General features: G+C 71.8%; 15 protein-coding genes and 1 riboswitch. Of the genes, 4 read left to right on the top strand and 11 right to left on the bottom strand.

What is annotated here, in order from left to right:
* Positions 1–50 precede the first annotated feature (50 nt).
* From ACLLJJ_RS08380 to ACLLJJ_RS08395, 4 genes are all read right to left on the bottom strand, one after another.
* Positions 51–551, bottom strand: a complete 501-nt coding sequence (locus ACLLJJ_RS08380; protein ID WP_434588644.1) for a DUF5304 domain-containing protein — start codon at positions 549–551, stop codon at positions 51–53.
* A gap of 84 nt (positions 552–635) precedes the next feature.
* Complete coding sequence (locus tag ACLLJJ_RS08385; RefSeq protein WP_434588645.1) at positions 636–1,835, bottom strand: ArsA family ATPase; 1,200 nt, start codon at positions 1,833–1,835, stop codon at positions 636–638.
* A gap of 7 nt (positions 1,836–1,842) precedes the next feature.
* Positions 1,843–2,292 carry an SRPBCC family protein gene (locus ACLLJJ_RS08390; protein ID WP_434588646.1) on the bottom strand — a complete coding sequence of 150 codons (450 nt, stop codon included), beginning with the start codon at positions 2,290–2,292 and terminating at the stop codon, positions 1,843–1,845.
* Between the two features lie 70 nt (positions 2,293–2,362).
* On the bottom strand, positions 2,363–3,112 hold the full coding sequence (locus ACLLJJ_RS08395) for a metallophosphoesterase family protein (RefSeq protein WP_434600341.1): 750 nt from the start codon (positions 3,110–3,112) through the stop codon (positions 2,363–2,365).
* 289 nt (positions 3,113–3,401) lie between these two features.
* On the opposite strand from ACLLJJ_RS08395, the gene ACLLJJ_RS08400 reads away from it, so the two are divergent.
* Entirely contained in the window at positions 3,402–5,198 is a 1,797-nt protein-coding gene (locus ACLLJJ_RS08400) for an AMP-dependent synthetase/ligase (protein WP_434588647.1), read from the top strand.
* Positions 5,199–5,312: 114 nt separating this feature from the next.
* On the opposite strand, the gene ACLLJJ_RS08405 is transcribed toward ACLLJJ_RS08400, so the two are convergent.
* On the bottom strand, positions 5,313–6,455 hold the full coding sequence (locus tag ACLLJJ_RS08405) for a glycosyltransferase family 4 protein (RefSeq protein WP_434588648.1): 1,143 nt from the start codon (positions 6,453–6,455) through the stop codon (positions 5,313–5,315).
* Positions 6,456–6,554: 99 nt separating this feature from the next.
* Here ACLLJJ_RS08405 and ACLLJJ_RS08410 point away from each other — a divergent pair, with 99 nt between their 5' ends.
* Entirely contained in the window at positions 6,555–7,826 is a 1,272-nt protein-coding gene (locus ACLLJJ_RS08410; protein ID WP_434588649.1) for a glycosyltransferase 87 family protein, read from the top strand.
* 161 nt (positions 7,827–7,987) lie between these two features.
* Here the strand turns inward: ACLLJJ_RS08410 and ACLLJJ_RS08415 are convergent, their stop codons facing one another.
* The 5 genes from ACLLJJ_RS08415 to ACLLJJ_RS08435 all read right to left on the bottom strand — a co-directional run bounded on the left by ACLLJJ_RS08415 (position 7,988) and on the right by ACLLJJ_RS08435 (position 13,563).
* Positions 7,988–9,187 carry a hypothetical protein gene (locus tag ACLLJJ_RS08415; protein ID WP_434588650.1) on the bottom strand — a complete coding sequence of 400 codons (1,200 nt, stop codon included), beginning with the start codon at positions 9,185–9,187 and terminating at the stop codon, positions 7,988–7,990.
* A 101-nt stretch (positions 9,188–9,288) separates the two neighbouring features.
* Complete coding sequence (locus tag ACLLJJ_RS08420) at positions 9,289–10,317, bottom strand: NlpC/P60 family protein (protein WP_434588651.1); 1,029 nt, start codon at positions 10,315–10,317, stop codon at positions 9,289–9,291.
* Positions 10,318–10,599: 282 nt separating this feature from the next.
* Positions 10,600–11,625 carry an NlpC/P60 family protein gene (locus ACLLJJ_RS08425; protein ID WP_434588652.1) on the bottom strand — a complete coding sequence of 342 codons (1,026 nt, stop codon included), beginning with the start codon at positions 11,623–11,625 and terminating at the stop codon, positions 10,600–10,602.
* A 301-nt stretch (positions 11,626–11,926) separates the two neighbouring features.
* The gene (locus ACLLJJ_RS08430) at positions 11,927–13,285 is read right to left on the bottom strand and encodes an NYN domain-containing protein (RefSeq protein WP_434588653.1); all 1,359 of its coding nucleotides are present in this window, start codon (positions 13,283–13,285) and stop codon (positions 11,927–11,929) included.
* Between the two features lie 35 nt (positions 13,286–13,320).
* Positions 13,321–13,563 carry a hypothetical protein gene (locus ACLLJJ_RS08435; RefSeq protein ID WP_347121489.1) on the bottom strand — a complete coding sequence of 81 codons (243 nt, stop codon included), beginning with the start codon at positions 13,561–13,563 and terminating at the stop codon, positions 13,321–13,323.
* Positions 13,564–13,697: 134 nt separating this feature from the next.
* Between ACLLJJ_RS08435 and ACLLJJ_RS08440 the strand changes: the two genes are divergently transcribed.
* Both ACLLJJ_RS08440 and ACLLJJ_RS08445 read left to right on the top strand, forming a co-directional pair.
* Positions 13,698–14,408, top strand: coding sequence for a rhomboid family intramembrane serine protease (locus tag ACLLJJ_RS08440; protein WP_434588654.1), 711 nt, complete (start codon positions 13,698–13,700; stop codon positions 14,406–14,408).
* Positions 14,405–14,686: an Lrp/AsnC family transcriptional regulator gene (locus ACLLJJ_RS08445; RefSeq protein WP_283516259.1), complete on the top strand. Its 282-nt coding sequence runs from the start codon at positions 14,405–14,407 to the stop codon at positions 14,684–14,686. Before ACLLJJ_RS08440 ends, ACLLJJ_RS08445 begins: the two co-directional genes overlap by 4 nt.
* Before the next feature lie 51 nt (positions 14,687–14,737).
* On the opposite strand, the gene ACLLJJ_RS08450 is transcribed toward ACLLJJ_RS08445, so the two are convergent.
* A complete protein-coding gene (locus ACLLJJ_RS08450) occupies positions 14,738–16,153 on the bottom strand; it encodes an aminotransferase class V-fold PLP-dependent enzyme (RefSeq protein WP_434588655.1) in 1,416 nt (471 codons plus the stop codon).
* Positions 16,154–16,328: 175 nt separating this feature from the next.
* A riboswitch (SAM riboswitch) is annotated at positions 16,329–16,445 on the bottom strand.
* Positions 16,446–16,494 lie beyond the last annotated feature (49 nt).

Raw genomic sequence — 16,494 nt, forward strand, 5'->3', positions numbered from 1 at the left:
TCAGTTTTCGGTCGTGCCCCGCTAACGGGCAACCGTACCCGAGGAGCAGCTCAGTCCAGATCGATGTGTTCGCCCGGCGGGGGGCCGTCGGGGCCCTCGTCGTCGTCGTTCTCGCGGCCCTGGGGCTTGGGGGATTCCCGGGGTTCCTGGGGCTGCTCGGGGCCCTCGGGCCCCCGGGTCCAGCGGCGCTCCTGTCCCTCGACGGCGGACCGGTACGCGGCGAGCAGCTCGCCACCGGCCGCGGCCAGGTGGTCGAAGACGTCGGGGTTGCGCTCGATGACCGGTTCGACGGCGGACTTCGCCTGGTTGATCAGCTGGCGGGCGGCGCCCTGGGCGGCCATGCCGAGCAGCGGCGTCTGGAGGGAGGAGACCTTGTCGGCGACCGCTTCGACGAGCTTGCGCAGCTCGTCGGCCGCGGACCCCGGTGGCATCCCCTGCTGGGTGCGCCGGCGGGCCTTCTCGGCGGCGAGGTCCTCGGCGCAGGCCTTCGCCCAGGCGTCGGCGTCGGCGGCCTCGGTGGGCCGGGGCGCGGGCTCAGTGGCATCGCTCATGGCGGACACTCCTGCGGCAGGGTGGCGGTTCGTACGGTACGTACGCCTCGTACCACCGACGTTACCCGAATGGTGGTACGGCGTTCACTGGGTCCGCGGCCACAGCTGCGGGTCCGGCGTGAATCGCAGGCGCAGGACGCCGCCGGTGAGGCCCGCGCCGGAGACGGCGCAGCGGCGCAGTGCGGAGGGGAGGGCGACTATGCGGCGGAACCGTCCCGCGGTGAGCACGAGTTCGTCACCTCGGCGGACCAGGGACAGCTCGTCCTTGACCGCGCCGGGCAGTGGCAGGTTCCAGATGAGGACGTTGTCGTCGGCGAGCCGGTCCTCCACCTCCCAGAGCGCCCCGGCGGGTACGGGCGCGGTCGGCCCGAGGCCCTCCCCCAACAGCGTGAGGTCGTCGAGGCCGCGCGGGTCCCGGCCGAGGTGGCGTACTTCGCGCAGCGGCGCGGCCGGCGACCACTCGTCGTGCCACTGGGCCAGGCACTTCTGCTGCTGGGCGCCGAGGGTGGCGAGCCAGGTGTCCGGGGAGTCCTGCGGCAGTACCCGGTTCGCCACCACCGTGTCGACGCCCGCGCCGAACAGGGCGATGCCGGTGCGGGCGGTGCGCAGCGCGTCGGCCGCGGCCGGTCCGGGTTCGGCGACCAGGCGTACGGTCGTGCCGGCGTCCTCTATCAGGGCCTGGACGGCGGCCAGTTCCACGTCCCAGCGGGCGGCGGTCTCGTACAGCCACTGCGCGGGCATCGGGACGCCGGCGAGCTGGGCGAGCATGGGCCGCAGGGCGCGGGCGGCCTGGCGCTCGGCCGGCAGCAGCCGCCGCAGGTAGCGCCGCAGCTGTTCGGGGAGGGCGAGCACGGCGAGGGTCTCGGGCAGCGCGGGCATGTCGACGACCAGCAGGTCGTGGCTGTCACCGGGCGATCCGGGGCCGCCTCGCGCACGCAGCGCGTGCAGCAGCGCGAACTGCTCGCTGCCCGGCAGCTCGGTCAGTTCCTCGTCGGCCAGCCGCTTCGAGCCGAGCAGGTCGAGCAACGACCCGGCCCGTTCCTGGAGCGCGAGGAGTTCCGTGCGGAAGTGGGTGCCCGAGTCGGTCCTTGCCGCCCACAGGCCGGGCGCCACCTCGGCGGGCACGGCGCAGGTGGGTGCGCCCAGTACCGCGCCCAGGGTGTCGTCCCGGTCGGTGGAGAGCAGCAGGACGCGCTGCCCGCCGCGGGCGGCCTCCAGTGCGGTGGCCGCGGCGACGGTGGTGCGGCCCGCGCCTCCGAGGCCGGTGACGAGGACCGTACGCATCGGGCGATCAGGCCTTCGGGCCGGACTCGACGCGCTTCTTCAGACCGGCCAGCGCGCGGTCGATGATGACCTTCTCGGCCTTGCGCTTGATCATGCCGAGCATCGGGATCTTGACGTCGACGGTCAGCTGGTACGTGACCTCGGTGCGGCTGCCGCCGTCCACGGCCTTGAGGCTGTACGAGCCGTCGATGGCGCGCAGCATCTGGGACTTGACCAGCGTCCAGCTCACCTCGTTGTCGCCGGTCCAGGTGTAGGCCAGGGTGTGGTCGTCCTTGATCGCCCCGGCGTCCAGGAGCAGGCGCACCTGCTGGGCGCGGCCCTGCGCGTCGGTGGCCAGTACCTCGGCCTCCTTCACCTCGCCGGTCCAGTCGGGGTAGCGGGCGAAGTCGGCGATCACGCCCATCACGTCGGCCGGTGTCGCCTCGATCGTGATACTCGAGCTGGTGTGTTCCGCCATCGCTGTGGCTCCTCCAGTGCGGTTCCGGTCAGGGGTGCGTGCCGCGTGAAGGCTACCGCGATCGGCCAGGTCACCACTCCAGTGCCCATGGGCGGCCGGTGGACGCGAAGTGCCCGACGTTCACGCACTCGGTCGCCCCCACACGCATCCGGCGGGCGAGCGGCTGATGGACGTGGCCGAAGAGGGCGTACCGGGGGCGGGTGCGGTGGATCGCGGCGAGCAGGGCCGTGCTGCCGCGCTCGAAGCGGCGCGCCACGGTGTCGTACACCAGTTCCGGTACCTCGGGCGGAATGTGCGAGCAAAGCACGTCGACCTCGCCCAGGGCCTCGACCTTGGCGGCGTACTCCTCCTCGTCGATCTCGTACGGCGTGTTCATCGGCGACCTGAGGCCGCCGCCGACGAAGCCGAAGACACGGCCGCCGATCTCGGCGCGCTCGCCGTCGAGGACCGTGGTGCCCGGTCCGGCGTACTCCGGCCACAGGTCCGGCATGTCGACGTTGCCGTAGGTGGCGTACGTCGGCGTGGGGAAGGCGGCGAAGAGTTCGGCGTACTGCTTGCGGACCGCGGCCTCGGTCGCGGCCTTGCGGTCGAGACCGGCCCACAGCCTGCGGCCCAGGTCACGGGCGTCGTCGAAGCGACGGGCAGTGCGCAGTTCCACGATCAGGTCGGCGTTCTCGACGCCGAAGAGATCAGGGAAGATGCCGCGCGAGTGGTCGGCGTAATCGAGGAACAGGATCAGGTCGCCGAGACAGATCAGGGCATCGGCGCCCTCTCCCGCCCTGGCGAGGTCCTTCGCGTTCCCATGGACGTCACTGACCACATGCACTCGCATGGAGATCACCCTAGGACTCCCTGCTCAGCCCCGGTAGAGGGGGTCGGACCTGCGGTTACTTCCGAGGTCTCAGGAGGGTGCACTAGTCTGCGCAGAGCATCGCCACGACGTGTGACGCAGCGAACATCTGGCCAGGACCCCCTATCCGGAACCCAGTACTCGTGGGTAACGTCCGGGCAGTCCAGTCGTGCTCACCCCACTGAGCACCTGCCCGATCTTGGACCGCAGCCGACGCACCCACTGACGTGGCGCCGGCGCCCGATGAGGAGCAGCAGTCTTGCGCGAGTTCAGCCTTCCGGCCCTGTACGAGGTCCCTACGGACGGCAACCTGACGGATCTCATCCGCCGCAATGCCACTCAGCATCCAGACGTGGCGGTCATGAGCCGCAAGGTCGAAGGTGCCTGGGCGGATGTCACCGCCACCGAATTCCTCGCCGAGGTCCGCACCGCCGCCAAGGGCCTGATCGCTTCCGGCGTCCAGCCGGGCGACCGGGTCGCCCTGATGTCGGCCACCCGCTACGAGTGGGTGCTCCTCGACTTCGCGATCTGGAGCGCCGGCGCGGTCACCGTGCCGGTGTACGAAACCAGCTCCGCCGAGCAGGTCCAGTGGATCCTGGGCGACTCCGGTGCGACCGCCGTGATCATCGAGAACGACGCACACCGCGCGGCGGTCGATTCCGTGCGCGAAGGGTTGGCCGCCCTCGAACACATCTGGCAGATCGACCAGGACGCCGTAGGGCAACTGGGTTCGGTCGGCGCCGGAGTCACCGAGGAGACCGTCGACGAGCGGAGCGCCGCCGCCAAGGCGGACGACCCCGCGACGATCGTCTACACCTCGGGCACCACCGGGCGCCCCAAGGGCTGTGTGCTCAGCCACCGCAGCTTCTTCGCGGAGTGCGGCAACGCGGTGGAGCGCCTGAAACCCCTGTTCCGTACGGGCGAGTGCTCGGTGCTGCTCTTCCTGCCGGCCGCGCACGTCTTCGGGCGGCTGGTCGAGGTGGCGGCCGTGATGGCGCCGATCAAGCTCGGCTGCGTACCGGACATCAAGAACCTCACCGATGAGCTGGCCTCCTTCAGGCCGACGCTGATCCTCGGGGTGCCGCGCGTCTTCGAGAAGGTCTACAACTCGGCGCGGGCCAAGGCCCAGGCCGACGGCAAGGGCAAGATCTTCGACAAGGCGGCGGACACCGCGATCGCCTACAGCCGCGCGCTCGGCACCCCGCAGGGTCCGGCGCTGGGGCTCAAGCTGAAGCACAAGGTCTTCGACCGGCTGGTCTACAGCAAGCTGCGCGCGGTGCTCGGCGGGCGCGGCGAGTACGCGATCTCCGGCGGCGCCCCGCTCGGTGAGCGCCTCGGCCACTTCTTCCGCGGCATCGGCTTCACGGTCCTGGAGGGCTACGGCCTCACCGAGTCGTGTGCGGCGACGGCCTTCAACCCGTGGGACCGGCAGAAGATCGGCACGGTCGGCCAGCCGCTGCCCGGTTCGGTGGTGCGGATCGCGGACGACGGCGAGGTGCTGCTGCACGGCGAGCACCTCTTCTCGAGCTACTGGAACAACGAGACCGCCACCGCGGAGGCGCTGACCGACGGCTGGTTCCACACCGGTGACATCGGCACGCTCGACGAGGACGGCTACCTCGCGATCACCGGCCGGAAGAAGGAGATCATCGTCACGGCGGGCGGCAAGAACGTCGCCCCCGCGGTGATCGAGGACCGCATCCGGGCGCACGCGCTGGTCGCCGAGTGCATGGTGGTGGGCGACGGGCGGCCGTTCGTGGGCGCGCTGGTCACCCTGGACGAGGACTTCCTGGGCCGCTGGGCCGCGGAGAACGGCAAGCCGGCCGGGTCGACCGCGCTGGAGCTGCGCGACGACGCGGATCTGCTCGCGGTCGTCCAGCAGGCGGTGAACGACGGGAACGCGGCGGTGTCCAAGGCGGAGTCGGTGCGCAAGTTCCGCGTACTGCCGACCCAGTTCACCGAGGAGGCCGGGCACATCACGCCGTCGCTGAAGCTGAAGCGCAATGTGGTGGCCAAGGACTTCGCCGACGAGATCGAGGCGCTCTACCGGGGCTGACCCGCCCCGACCGACGGCGCCGGACGAACAGCCCGCCGTGGACCGACACCGATGGAGCCCGTGACCCGGGCTCCATCCGGTCGTCCACTCCCCGGAGAGGGCGTCAGAGGCCGCTCAGAGCAGCGCCTTGAGCTTCTCCGCGAGCAGGTCCCAGCGCCACTTCTCCTCGACCCACTCCCGCCCGCGCTCCCCCATCCGCCGTCGCAGCGCGGGGTCCTGGAGCAGCGTGACGATCCGGTCGGCCGACTCCTCGGCGGAGCCGCCGCGCACCACCCAGCCGGTCTCCCCGTCCAGTACGGCGTCGGGCGCGCCGCCCGAGTCCCCGGCCACCACCGGCAGGCCGGTCGCCGAGGCCTCCAAGTAGACGATGCCGAGCCCCTCGATGTCGAGGCCGCCCCGGCGGGTGCGGCAGGGCATCGCGAAGACGTCACCGGCGCCGTAGTGCGCGGGCAGCTCCGACCAGGGCACCGCTCCGGTGAAGCGCACCGAGTCCGTGACGCCGGTCTCGGCGGCCAGCTTCGACAGTTCCTTGGCGTACGGTCCGCCGCCCACGATCAGCAGCACCGCGTCCGGCACCGCGCGCAGGATCCGGGGCATCGCCAGGATCAGCGTGTCCTGGCCCTTGCGCGGCACCAACCGGGAGACGCACACCACCACGGGCCGCTCCGCGAGCCCGAGCCGTTCCCGCAGCGCGTCACCGCCCGAGCCGGGGTGGAAGGTCTCCTCGTCGACGCCGGGCGGCAACTGGGCCATCCGCGCCGCGGCTTCGGGCGTGAGCGCGCCGGCGATCCGTGAGCGCGTGTACTCGCCGAGGTAGGTGATCGTGTCCGTCCCCTCCCCGATCCTGCGCAGCAGCTGCCGGGCGGCGGGCAGTTGGGCCCAGCCCGCCTCGTGGCCGTGCGTGGTGGCGACGAGCCGGGTCGCCCCGGCCCTGCGCAGCGCCGGGGCCATCAGGCCGAGCGGCGCCGCCGCCCCGAACCACACCGAGGTACAGCCGTGTTCACGCAGCAGCCCCGCCGCGCGGCGGGTGACGCGGGGGGTCGGCAGCAGCATCGTCGTCCGGTCCCGTACGACGGTGAAGGGCTGCTCGGCGTCGAAGGCCGCGGTGACCTCGGCGCCCTCCTGGCCGCGCTTCCACGTCGAGGCGTAGACGACGAGCTGCTCGGGGTCCAGCCGCAGCGCCATGTTGTGCAGGAACGCCTGGATGCCACCGGGCCGGGGCGGAAAGTCATTGGTCACGATCAAGGTCTTGTGCATCGCCGCCGACAGTACCGAACGGCCCAGCGTCTTGGCTGCCGACCGGGCGCGCCCTGCATCATGTGTCCGCCAAGCACCCACGAACCGGACGAGGCGGCCATGACGGGCAGATGCCCCACAAGCACCCCAAGACGCCCCATCGCGCGATGCGTCGCCCTGTGGGTCCTCACCAGGGCCGTGCTGCTGCTGTGTGTCTTCAAGGTGCTCAACCTGCCGGGTCCGGACGTCACCGGCGACGTGTCGGTGATCTACCAGGGCTGGTACGAGGTGCTGCGCACCGGCACCTTCCCGCTGGACGACATCACGTGGCAGTACCCGCCGGCGGCGGCCCTCGCGGTCCTCTCACCGGCCCTGCTGCCGTTCCTGGGCTACGCCTCGGCGTTCTTCGCGCTGGCCTGTCTCGCGGACGCGCTCGTCATGGGACTGCTGCTGTACGCGGGCGGGCGCCCCGGCAAGCGGTACGCGGGCGCGTGGGTGTGGCTGGCGGGGTTGCCGCTGCTCGGCCCGACGGCGTACGCCAGATACGACGTGATGGTCACGGCCGTCGCCGTCGCCGCGCTGCTCGCCGGGGCGCGTCACCCGCGCACCATGGGGGCGCTCGCGGGGTTCGGCGCGCTGCTGAAGATCTGGCCCGTCCTGCTGCTCGTCGCCGCGCCACGCGCGCGTGCGACCCGGTCGGGGTGGACGGCGGCGGCGGTCACGTCGGCCGCGCTGCTGGTGTTGTTCTCCCTCACCATGCCGGGGTCGCTCGCCTTCCTCACCTTCCAGCGCGAGAGGGGCACCGAGGTCGAGTCGCTCGGCGGCCTCGTCTTCCACTTCGCCAGGCACTTCGGCTGGCGGGGCGAGGTCCTGCTCAACTACGGATCGGTGGAATTCGTCGGCCCTTACGTCCCGCTGGTCAGTACGGCGGCGATGGGGCTGACCGTGCTGGCCTTCGGCTGGCTGCTGCTGTGGCGGCTGCGGGCCCGCGCGTTCGGCGCGTCCACGCCGTGCGACGCGGCCTTCGCCGCCGTCCTGCTCTTCACCACGACCAGCAGGGTGATCAGCCCGCAGTATCTGCTGTGGCTGGTCGGCCTCGCGGCCGTTTGTCTGGTCTTTCGCGGCAGCAGGATGGACCGTCCGGCGCACCTGGTGCTGGCCGCGACGGGCGTCACCCTGCTGGAGTTCCCGATCTGGTTCTCGCACGTGGTGTCGAGCGACTGGCTGGGCCTGCTCCTGCTGGCCGTACGCAACGGTCTCCTGCTCGCGGCTACCCTGCTCGCCTGCCGCCGCCTGTGGCAACAGACGGCCTCCGAACCGCGCCGCCGGGCACCCCGCCCACCGGCCACCCGGCGCACCACCGACCAGGAGCCCGAGCTGCTGGCCTCATGAACAACGTGCCGGGCGCGCGGGGTTCAGCGGGTGGGGGCCGCCCAAGCGGCCCCGCGTGAGCGCCCGGCGCGCGGGGGCTTCCGGCGCCGCCGCACGGGCATTCACCGCGGCTGCGGGCACCCTTGCCGGGCCGTCCCCTCGCCCGGAGCCCGCGGAGGCCCTCAGCCCAGCCGCTCGCGCAGATACTCGCGCCACCGGACCGTGAAGTCCTCGGGCGTGGTCCCGAGTTCCTCCTGCATCGCCTTCTCGACCGCGCCCTCCCGCTGCGCATGCCCTCCGACGGCCCGGTAGAAGGCCGTCAGGCGCTCCTCGCCCCACTCCTCGGCGATCAGCCCGCAGGCCAGCCAGCCGCCCTCGTACGCGCGGGCGAGGGCGTCCGAGTCCCCTCCGAAGCCGAAGGCCTTGTCGGCGGGCAGGGCGGCGGGCAGGTCCCGGCCGCGTACGGCGCGCGCCAGTTCGGGGGCGGCCTCCTCCGCGGTGCGTCCGGTGCCGCGGTACGCCACCCAGTCGGCGAAACCCTCGGAGAGCCACAGCGGGGTGGCGGCGGAGGTATGCGCGCGGGTCGCGACGTGGGCCGACTCGTGGGCGAGGACGATCTGCTGCCCGAAGGTGCCGAGCACCGCGTACGCGTCGGGGTTCACGATCACCCGGTCCGCCGACGCCGCGCCCGAGCCGCCCGCCTCACCGGTGGTGACGGCCGCGATGCCCCGGTATCCGGCGGTCGGTCCACCCAGCAGCGAGGCCATGCCGTCGACGGAGGAAGGCACCAGGAGGACCAGGCGACGCGCCCACCGGCCTTGCCAGGCCCGGTCGACCGCCGGCACCGCGCGGTCCGCGGCGTTCGCGATCCCGCGCAGCCGCCGCTCGCTCTGGCCGACGCCGAGCACCAGGCTGTGCGTGCCGCGCACGGCCGTGACCCTGCCCTGCTCCCAGAGCTGCCGCGCGGCGCCACCGTCTTGCCCCCCGGTCTCGCCGGGGCTCTCCGCCGCGACGTACCAGCGTCCGTCCCGGCGCGTCAGGTCCAGCTTCTCGGTGGCCTTCACCGGTGCGCTGTCGAACCCGTCGAGCCGGTAGCTCAGCTCGACCCGGGCGGTGGCCCGCCCCTTGTCCGTGCGGTCGAATCCGGTCAGCCGGTACGTCCAGGAGCGCAGCGGCACCTGCGCGAGGTTCGCGAACTCCCGGCGCTCGGCGGCCCGCAGCCCGTCCGCGCGGGGGTCGATCGGGGCCAAATATGCCGCCTCGTCACGGTCGACCACCGCGGCGGCCCTGCGGTCCAGCGTCCGCTGGACGTCCCGGGCCGCGCTGCCCCCGGGGGCGCCGGGGGACGAGCACCCGGGGACGAGGAGGAGCACGGCGAGCATCGACCCCACCCACCGGCCTCGTCCCGTACCCCGCCTTCGACCTGCCACCCTGCCGATCGTACGTGCCGGGGCGCCTCGCGATCAGAGCGCCCGGGGCCCGCTCAGACGCGGGTCACCGAAGAGACCGGCATCATCCCGACCGGGTCGTAGCGCACCGGGGCGCCCGGGTACGGCGCGTGCACCACCTGGCCGTTGCCCACGTACATCCCGATGTGACTGGCGTCGTCGCGGTACGCCACCAGGTCGCCGGGCTGCGCCTGGTCCATGGAGACCTGCCGGCCCGCGTAGCGCTGCGCCTGCGAGGTGCGCGGCAGCGAGACGCCGGCCTGCGCGTACGACCACTGGATGAGCCCCGAACAGTCGAAGCCCGTAGGGCCGTTGGCACCCCAGATGTACGGCTTGCCCACGGCCTGCTGCGCGGCGAGCACCGCCGCCCCGGCCCGCCCGGAGGCGGGTGCGCCGCCCAGCTGGGGCGGGGTGTCCCCGCCGCCCGAGCGCGACGTGCGGTCGTGCTCCGCGCGCTTCTCGGACGGCAGCGAGTTCAGCAGCCGCCGCGCCTCGGCGAGCTTGCGCTCGACGACGCGCTTGTGGCGGGAGACCGCGGCGCGGCTGCGTTCCAGCTCGGTGAGCTTGTGGGAGGCCTCCACGCGCTCCTGGCCCAGCTTGCGCTGCGCGGCCTGGAGGTCGAGCAGGGAGTCCGCCTGACGGGCGCTGAGGCGGTCGAGGACGGCGGCCTTGTCGAGATAGCTGTCGGGGTCCTCGGACAGCAGCAGTGCCAGGGCCGGGTCCATGCCGCCGGACCGGTACTGGGCGCCCGCGACCGAACCGAGCGCCCCCCGCATGTGATTGATGCTCTCCTGGCCGCGCGCGGCCCTGTCCTGGGCCTGGGCCACCTGCTTGCGCAGCTGGTCCGCGTGCTCGTCGGCCTTGTTGAACCGCTCCGTGGCCTGCTCGGCCTGCTCGTACAGCCGGTCGACGCGGGCCTGCGTGGCGGTGGCCGCGTCCTGGGGGTCGGCGCTCGCCGGTGCACCACCGAGCGTCGCTGCCGCGGTCGCCGCGGCGGCGGACAGAACTGTGACCCGGGCGCTCTGCGTGAGGCCGGACTGTGAGGGACGCCGATGGGTCGCCACAGGAAGCCGCACTCCCTTCCGCTGCGCGCAAGTCCCCTGCCGCCCGGGGCGGGCGGACCAATGGACCGGGGAGCTGCGCGCGAGCAGACAGTAGCCGTGCGATCACGCACTGACCAAAGACCGCGCCGTGCACACACAGTGACGCCCCGCCGGAGGACCAGGTCACCGGCGGGGCGGAGCGTCAGCGGGAGTTACCGGAATTCGCCCGAATGGGCGGTGTCGGCGGCAACCCGTGGTGTTCGTCCGATACGCACACCGAGTCGGGTGCGCGGTCCGGACGGATCAGATACGGACGCCGAACTGGAAGGTGCCCATGTAGTCCATCGACTCGTAGCGCACCACGGCACCCGGCTTCGGGGCGTGCAGGATCTGGTTGTTGCCGGCGTACAGGCCGACGTGCGCCAGGTTGTTGAAGAACACCAGGTCGCCCGGCTTGAGCTCGCTCTTGCCGATCTTCGTGCCGTCGGCGTGCTGGGTGAACGTCGTCCGGGTGATCGAGACACCGGCCTGCGCGTACGCCCACTGGGTCAGCCCGGAGCAGTCGTAGGAGTTGGGGCCGGTGGCGCCCGAGACGTACGGCTTGCCCTGCTGGGTCGCCGCCGCGCTGAGTGCGGCGGCCCCGCGCTGGGAAGCGGGCGCCTCGTTGCCGAGCTCGACCCGGTCGCCGGCCGCGCGGCTGGCGCGCTGCTCCTGCTCCTGCATCTTCGCGCGCTCGGCGGCGGTCAGCGTGTTCAGCAGCTTCTGCGCCTGGGCGAGCTTGCCCTGGAACTTCTGCTTCTTGTCGCCGAGTTCCTTGCGGACGTCCTCGAGGTCGTCGAGCTTGTCGGTCGCCTCGGTGCGCTGCTGCGCCAGCGTGCGCTGCTTCGCCTTGATCTTCTGCAGCGCCTCGGCCTGCTTGCCGCTCAACTGGTCGAGCGCGCCGGCCTTGTCGAGGAAGTTGTCCGGGTCCGCCGAGAGGAAGAGCTGCACGGACGGGTCGATGCCGCCGGTGCGGTACTGGGCGCTCGCCACCGAACCGAGTTCGCCGCGGAGGTCGTTGAGTTCCCCCTGGCCGCGGGCGACCTTGTCCTGGAGGTTGTCGACCTCTTCCTTGAGCGTCTCCTGCCGTTCCTTGGCCCCGTTGTACTTCTCGGTGGCGGCCTCGGCCTCGTGGTAGAGCTTGTCGACCTTGGCCTTGACCTCGCTCTTGGTGGGCGTGGGATCGGCCTGAGCGGTCTGTGACGTGAGAGCGACGGCAGCGGCAGCGGTCGCGGTGAGCACGGTCACACGTGTGCGGCTCGGCTGCTTGGGTCGACGGTGGGACGCCACGAAGGCGAGCTCCTTCTTCCTCTGCCGCCTACCGGGTGGGGACGAATCCCCGGCTCCGTGGCCGGTTCCCCAGCGGAACTGGACCGAACTGCACGGACTCGGCGGTTCCTTCGCTGCCACCCCGGATGGGTGGTCTACCGCGCGAAGGTTCGAGGGCAGACCTTAGTGACCTTCTTGTGATCAGTTCAAATCCTCAAGAGAAAAAACTCCATCAGAGATGCATTCTTTACTCGCATCACACGCGCAGTAGTGACCACTTGACGTTACGTTCCGTCAATTGGGGCATTAAGCCCACCAGTTACTAGACGCGCGAAAGCCGCTTCAGCAACAAGACGGACGCGACCGGCCTGGCGCCCGCCTTGGCCACTCCGTCGGCCACTTCACGGTCGGTGGAGACCACCACGACGGGGCGGCCGGGCGGCTCCGCCCGCACCAGCTGCCTGATGACCTCGTCCGCGGTCACCCCCGACTTGCTGAACAGCACCCGTACCCCGCGCGGCGGCGCGAGCAGCACCGGCGCCGCCAGCTCCGCGCCGTCGAAGACACAGGTCACCTCGGCGCCGGTCTGCGCGGCGAGCATCGAGAGGCCGCCGAGCAGCCGCAGCCGCTGCTTGTCCAGCGGCATCTGCGGATAGCCCGTCTTGGTGACGTTGTACCCGTCCACCACCAGGTGGGCCTGCGGCAGCGCGAGCAACTGGTCGAGCAGCGCGGGGTCCGTGTCGGAGAGCGCCCTGGCCGCGATGTCCTTGGGGGTCATACGGCCCGGCTCGACGGCGTCCACGGTGTCCGCGGGGCGCATGGTGGCCGGCGGCAAGGCCAGTTCCCGGCGCAGCCCCTGGGCAGCGTCCAGCACCGTGTCGAGCAGCAGCCGCACCCGCATGTCCTCCATGCTGCGACCCTCGCGCACGGCCCTGCGCCCCGCCTCGGCCGACGCCTCCGCCTCGGCGAGGCGGGACTTCAGGCGCCTGGACTCGCTCTCGGCCGAGGTGACATGGGTGGCGGCGGTGGCCTTGATGGCGTCGATCTCGGCGCCCGTACGGCGCAGGGCGGCCTCGCCGCGCTTCACGTCGCTCAGCGCGCTGCGCAGCTTGCGGTGCAGTATGTCGGCTTCCTTGCGGGCCGTCTCCAGCTCCGTGCGCAGCCGCTCGGTCTCGCTCTTGGTGTGCTCGCGGGCCAGCACCAGCTCTTCGCGCAGCTGCTCCAGTTCCTGCTGGGCGGCCTCGTCGGCGCGCTCGGCGTCCGCGCGCTGCGCCTCTTCACCGGCGGCGGCCACCAGCTTGACCCAACCGACGGGACGCAGCACATAGGCGGCGGCGGCCACATCGACCGGGTCGGCGGCGGCAGGCGGCGAACCGGCCTCCAGCGCGCCGGCCAGCTCGGGCTGCGCCTCGCGCAGCCGCTCACCGATGCGCTGACGGAACAGCCGGTCGCCCTCCAGGGCGGCCGCCATCGCGTTCCCCCCGAACTTGGCACGCCGGGTCGGGGTGAAGCGGGCGTACTGTCTCAGCTGGGCCGGGAGATCGGCGACGGTGAGCCCGCCGAACGCGTCCGAGACCAGCGCGACGACCTTGCGCCGCACGCCTTCGGGCAGCGGGCGGTCGAGCACCTCGGCGGCGTCCCCGGCCGAGCCGGCCGGTTCAGCGCCTTGCGCGTGCTCCACAATCCGTCACCCCATCACCTATCGGGCCGGTCCGCTCAGGAGCCGACTCCCGGCCTGTCCACCAGTTCGATCTGGTCCACGGCATTGCACCAGCGGCACCGCACCGACTCGATGGTCTCACTGACCACCTCGCGTTCCTCGACCTTGGATTCTCCGGCCAGGTCGAGGTGGACGTACTCGACGACCTTGGAGGAGCGGGTCACGTCGAACCGGGTGAGATTGCCGCACAGTGCGCAGCGCCACCGCGTCTCGGTGGTCGGGAGGGGAACCGTCGTCATATGGCGTCCTCTTTCGTTGTGCCTACTGCCCGTAACCCTACGGCCTCGCGGGTACCGGGCGTGGCGGGTGTCGACCAGGCGAGACCCGGCGAGGCGCTCTGTCCAGGACAGTCCCGTTACGTCACACTCTGTCCATGCTCGATTGGCGGGAAGCGGCCCGGGGCCCGGTGGTGACCTACGGATTGATCGGCGTGTGCTGTCTGGTCTTCGTCATCGGCCCCGTCTCCGGATTCAACCCGGCGTACGGCACGGGTGACGCCCTGCTCGCCGCCCAGAGCGCGTACTTCGAGCGGTGGGGCGTGATCCCCAGCGAGCTGCTGAGCGGCTCGGGCCCGGCGCTGCTCACACCGGCCACCGCACTGTTCGTGCACGGCGGGTGGCTCCACCTACTGGGCAACATGCTCTTCCTGTACGTCTTCGGGATGATGGCCGAGGAGCGGATGGGCCGCGTGCGGTTCGCCCTGTTCTACGTGGTCTGCGGCTGTCTCGCCCTGCTGGCGTACGCCGTCGCGCACGCGGACTCCGACCAGACGCTGGTGGGTGCGTCCGGCGCGATCTCCGCGGTGCTCGGCGCCTTCCTCTTCCTCTTCCCCCGGGCCAGGGTCACCAGCCTCTTCCCGTTCCTTCTCTTCCTGCCGCTGCGCTTCCCCGCCTGGATCGTGCTGATCTTCTGGTTCGCCCTCCAGTGGCTGGCGGCGCGGAGCGCGGACTCCGGGCCCGGTGTCGCGTATCTCGCGCACCTGGTGGGCTTCTGCGCGGGCTTCCTCTACGCCTGGGGGCGGTACGGGCGTACGGATAGAGTGGCAGCCCCAGCGCAGGCCACCGAGGGAGAAAGCCAACCGTGATCACCGCGATCGTGCTCATCAAGACCAGCGTGGACCGGATCCCCGAGATCGCCGAGTCGATCGCCTCGCTCGACAGCGTCAGCGAGGTCTTCTCGGTCACCGGTACGTACGACCTGATCGCCATGGTGCGCGTGGCCAAGCACGACGACCTCGCCGATGTCATCCCCGGCAGCATCAGCAAGATCCCCGGCGTCGAGGGCACCGACACCCACGTGGCGTTCCGTACGTACTCGCAGCACGACCTCGAAGCGGCCTTCGCCATCGGCCTCGACGCGTAGCGTCCGACGCGACGAAGGGCGCCCGGCGCGTGATCGCGCCCGGCGCCCTCCTCACGGCATGATCCGCGCGCGGCCGGCCGCCTGGAGCGCCGACGCGTTCACGAAGTCCCGGTCCGGCACGCAACGGCCGTCCTCGGTGCGGTAGTTCCACTGTGCGCCCTGCCGTACGAGCTCCTTGACCGCCCCGACGAACCGCTCCACGTGCTCGTCGGGCGTGCCCGCGCCGAAGCTGACCCGGATCGCGTTCAGCGAGCGCTCGCCCGGCTCGGCCTCGGGGGCGCCGCACTCCCCCGGGTCCTGCGCGTCACTGCCCAGGAGGGTCCGTACCAGCGGGTGGGCGCAGAACAGGCCGTCCCGTACGCCGATTCCGTACTCGGCGGACAGCGCGGCGGCGAAGTGCGAGCTGTTCCAGCCGTCGACCACGAACGAGATGACGCCGACGCGCGGGGCGTCGTCCCCGAAGAGGGACAGCACCCTGACCGCGCCGACCTCGGCGAGGCCTTCGCGGACCTTCGTGACGAGCCCCTGCTCGCGCTCGACCAGCGAGTCGAAGCCGGCCTCGGTGAGCGCCTTGCATGCGGCGGCGATCGAGTAGACCCCGATGACGTTCGGCGAGCCGGCCTCGTGGCGGGCCGCCGTGGTGTGCCACTCGACGTCCACGCCGCCGTCACCGCGCCGGGCGACCTTGCGCGAGGCCCCGCCGCCCGCGAGGTACGGCTCGGCGGCCTGCAGCCAGTCGGCGCGGCCCGCGAGCACGCCCGAGCCGAACGGCGCGTACAGCTTGTGCCCGGAGAAGGCGACCCAGTCGACGTCCAGCTCGTCGATGTCCAGCGGGTGGTGCGGCGCGAGCTGCGCGGCGTCCAGCACGATGCGCGCGCCGTGGGCGTGCGCGGCGGCGGCGAGCTCCCGCACCGGCCACAGCTCACCGGTGACGTTCGAAGCGCCGGTGACGCAGACCAGCGCCGGGCCGTAGGGCTCCCGGTCGGCCAGGGCGCGCTCCAGGGTCTCGACGGCCTGGGCCGGGGTGCGCGGCGCGTTCAGGTAGGTCACCTCGGCGTCGCGCCAGGGCAGCAGCGACGCGTGGTGCTCGGTCTCGAAGACGAAGACCTGGCAGTCGGTGGGCAGCGCCGCGGCCAGCAGGTTCAGCGAGTCGGTGGTGGACCGGGTGAAGACGACCTGGTCGCTCTCGCGGCAGCCGAGGAACTCGGCGACGGTGGCGCGGCTGTTCTCGAAGAGGTCGGTCGACAGCTGCGAGAGGTAACCGGCGCCGCGGTGCACGCTGCCGTAGTAGGGGGCGTACGCCGCCACGTCGTCCCACACCCGCTGCAGGGCCGGGGCGCTCGCCGCGTAGTCGAGGGCCGCGTAGGTGACCTCGCCACCGGTGACGAGCGGCACGAGCACATCTCGCCCAAGCACGGGCAGAGGTGCACAAAGGGTCTGGTCGGCGGCAGCGGTGGAGACAGACATGGCGAACTCCCGTGGAGGACAGGCGAATTCACTGCGCCGGCAGGTGTGCGGCAGCGCAGGAAAAGACGAAAAGGGGGGGGCGGAAGTGGGGCTACGAGCCCTATCGCATTCGCTTGCTCACGAGACTGCTCCCTTGAGGACCAGGACCCCAGGGGTGGCATCCAACGATGCCAGGGGTCCGCGCTTGCCGTAGACCTTTGTGTCTACGACCTGGTCTTCACCCGGGGCACCCCGCCACGGACGGAGGGTTGCCGGACAGCAAGCCGGGGCCAAAACGCTGTCACTCATGACCTGGACTGAATCTTGCCACACGTTCAAAAAGACGCAAGGCGCCGTCCAGA

It is taken from the genome of Streptomyces sp. A5-4, assembly GCF_051131715.1.
Taxonomy (GTDB): Bacteria; Actinomycetota; Actinomycetes; order Streptomycetales; family Streptomycetaceae; genus Streptomyces.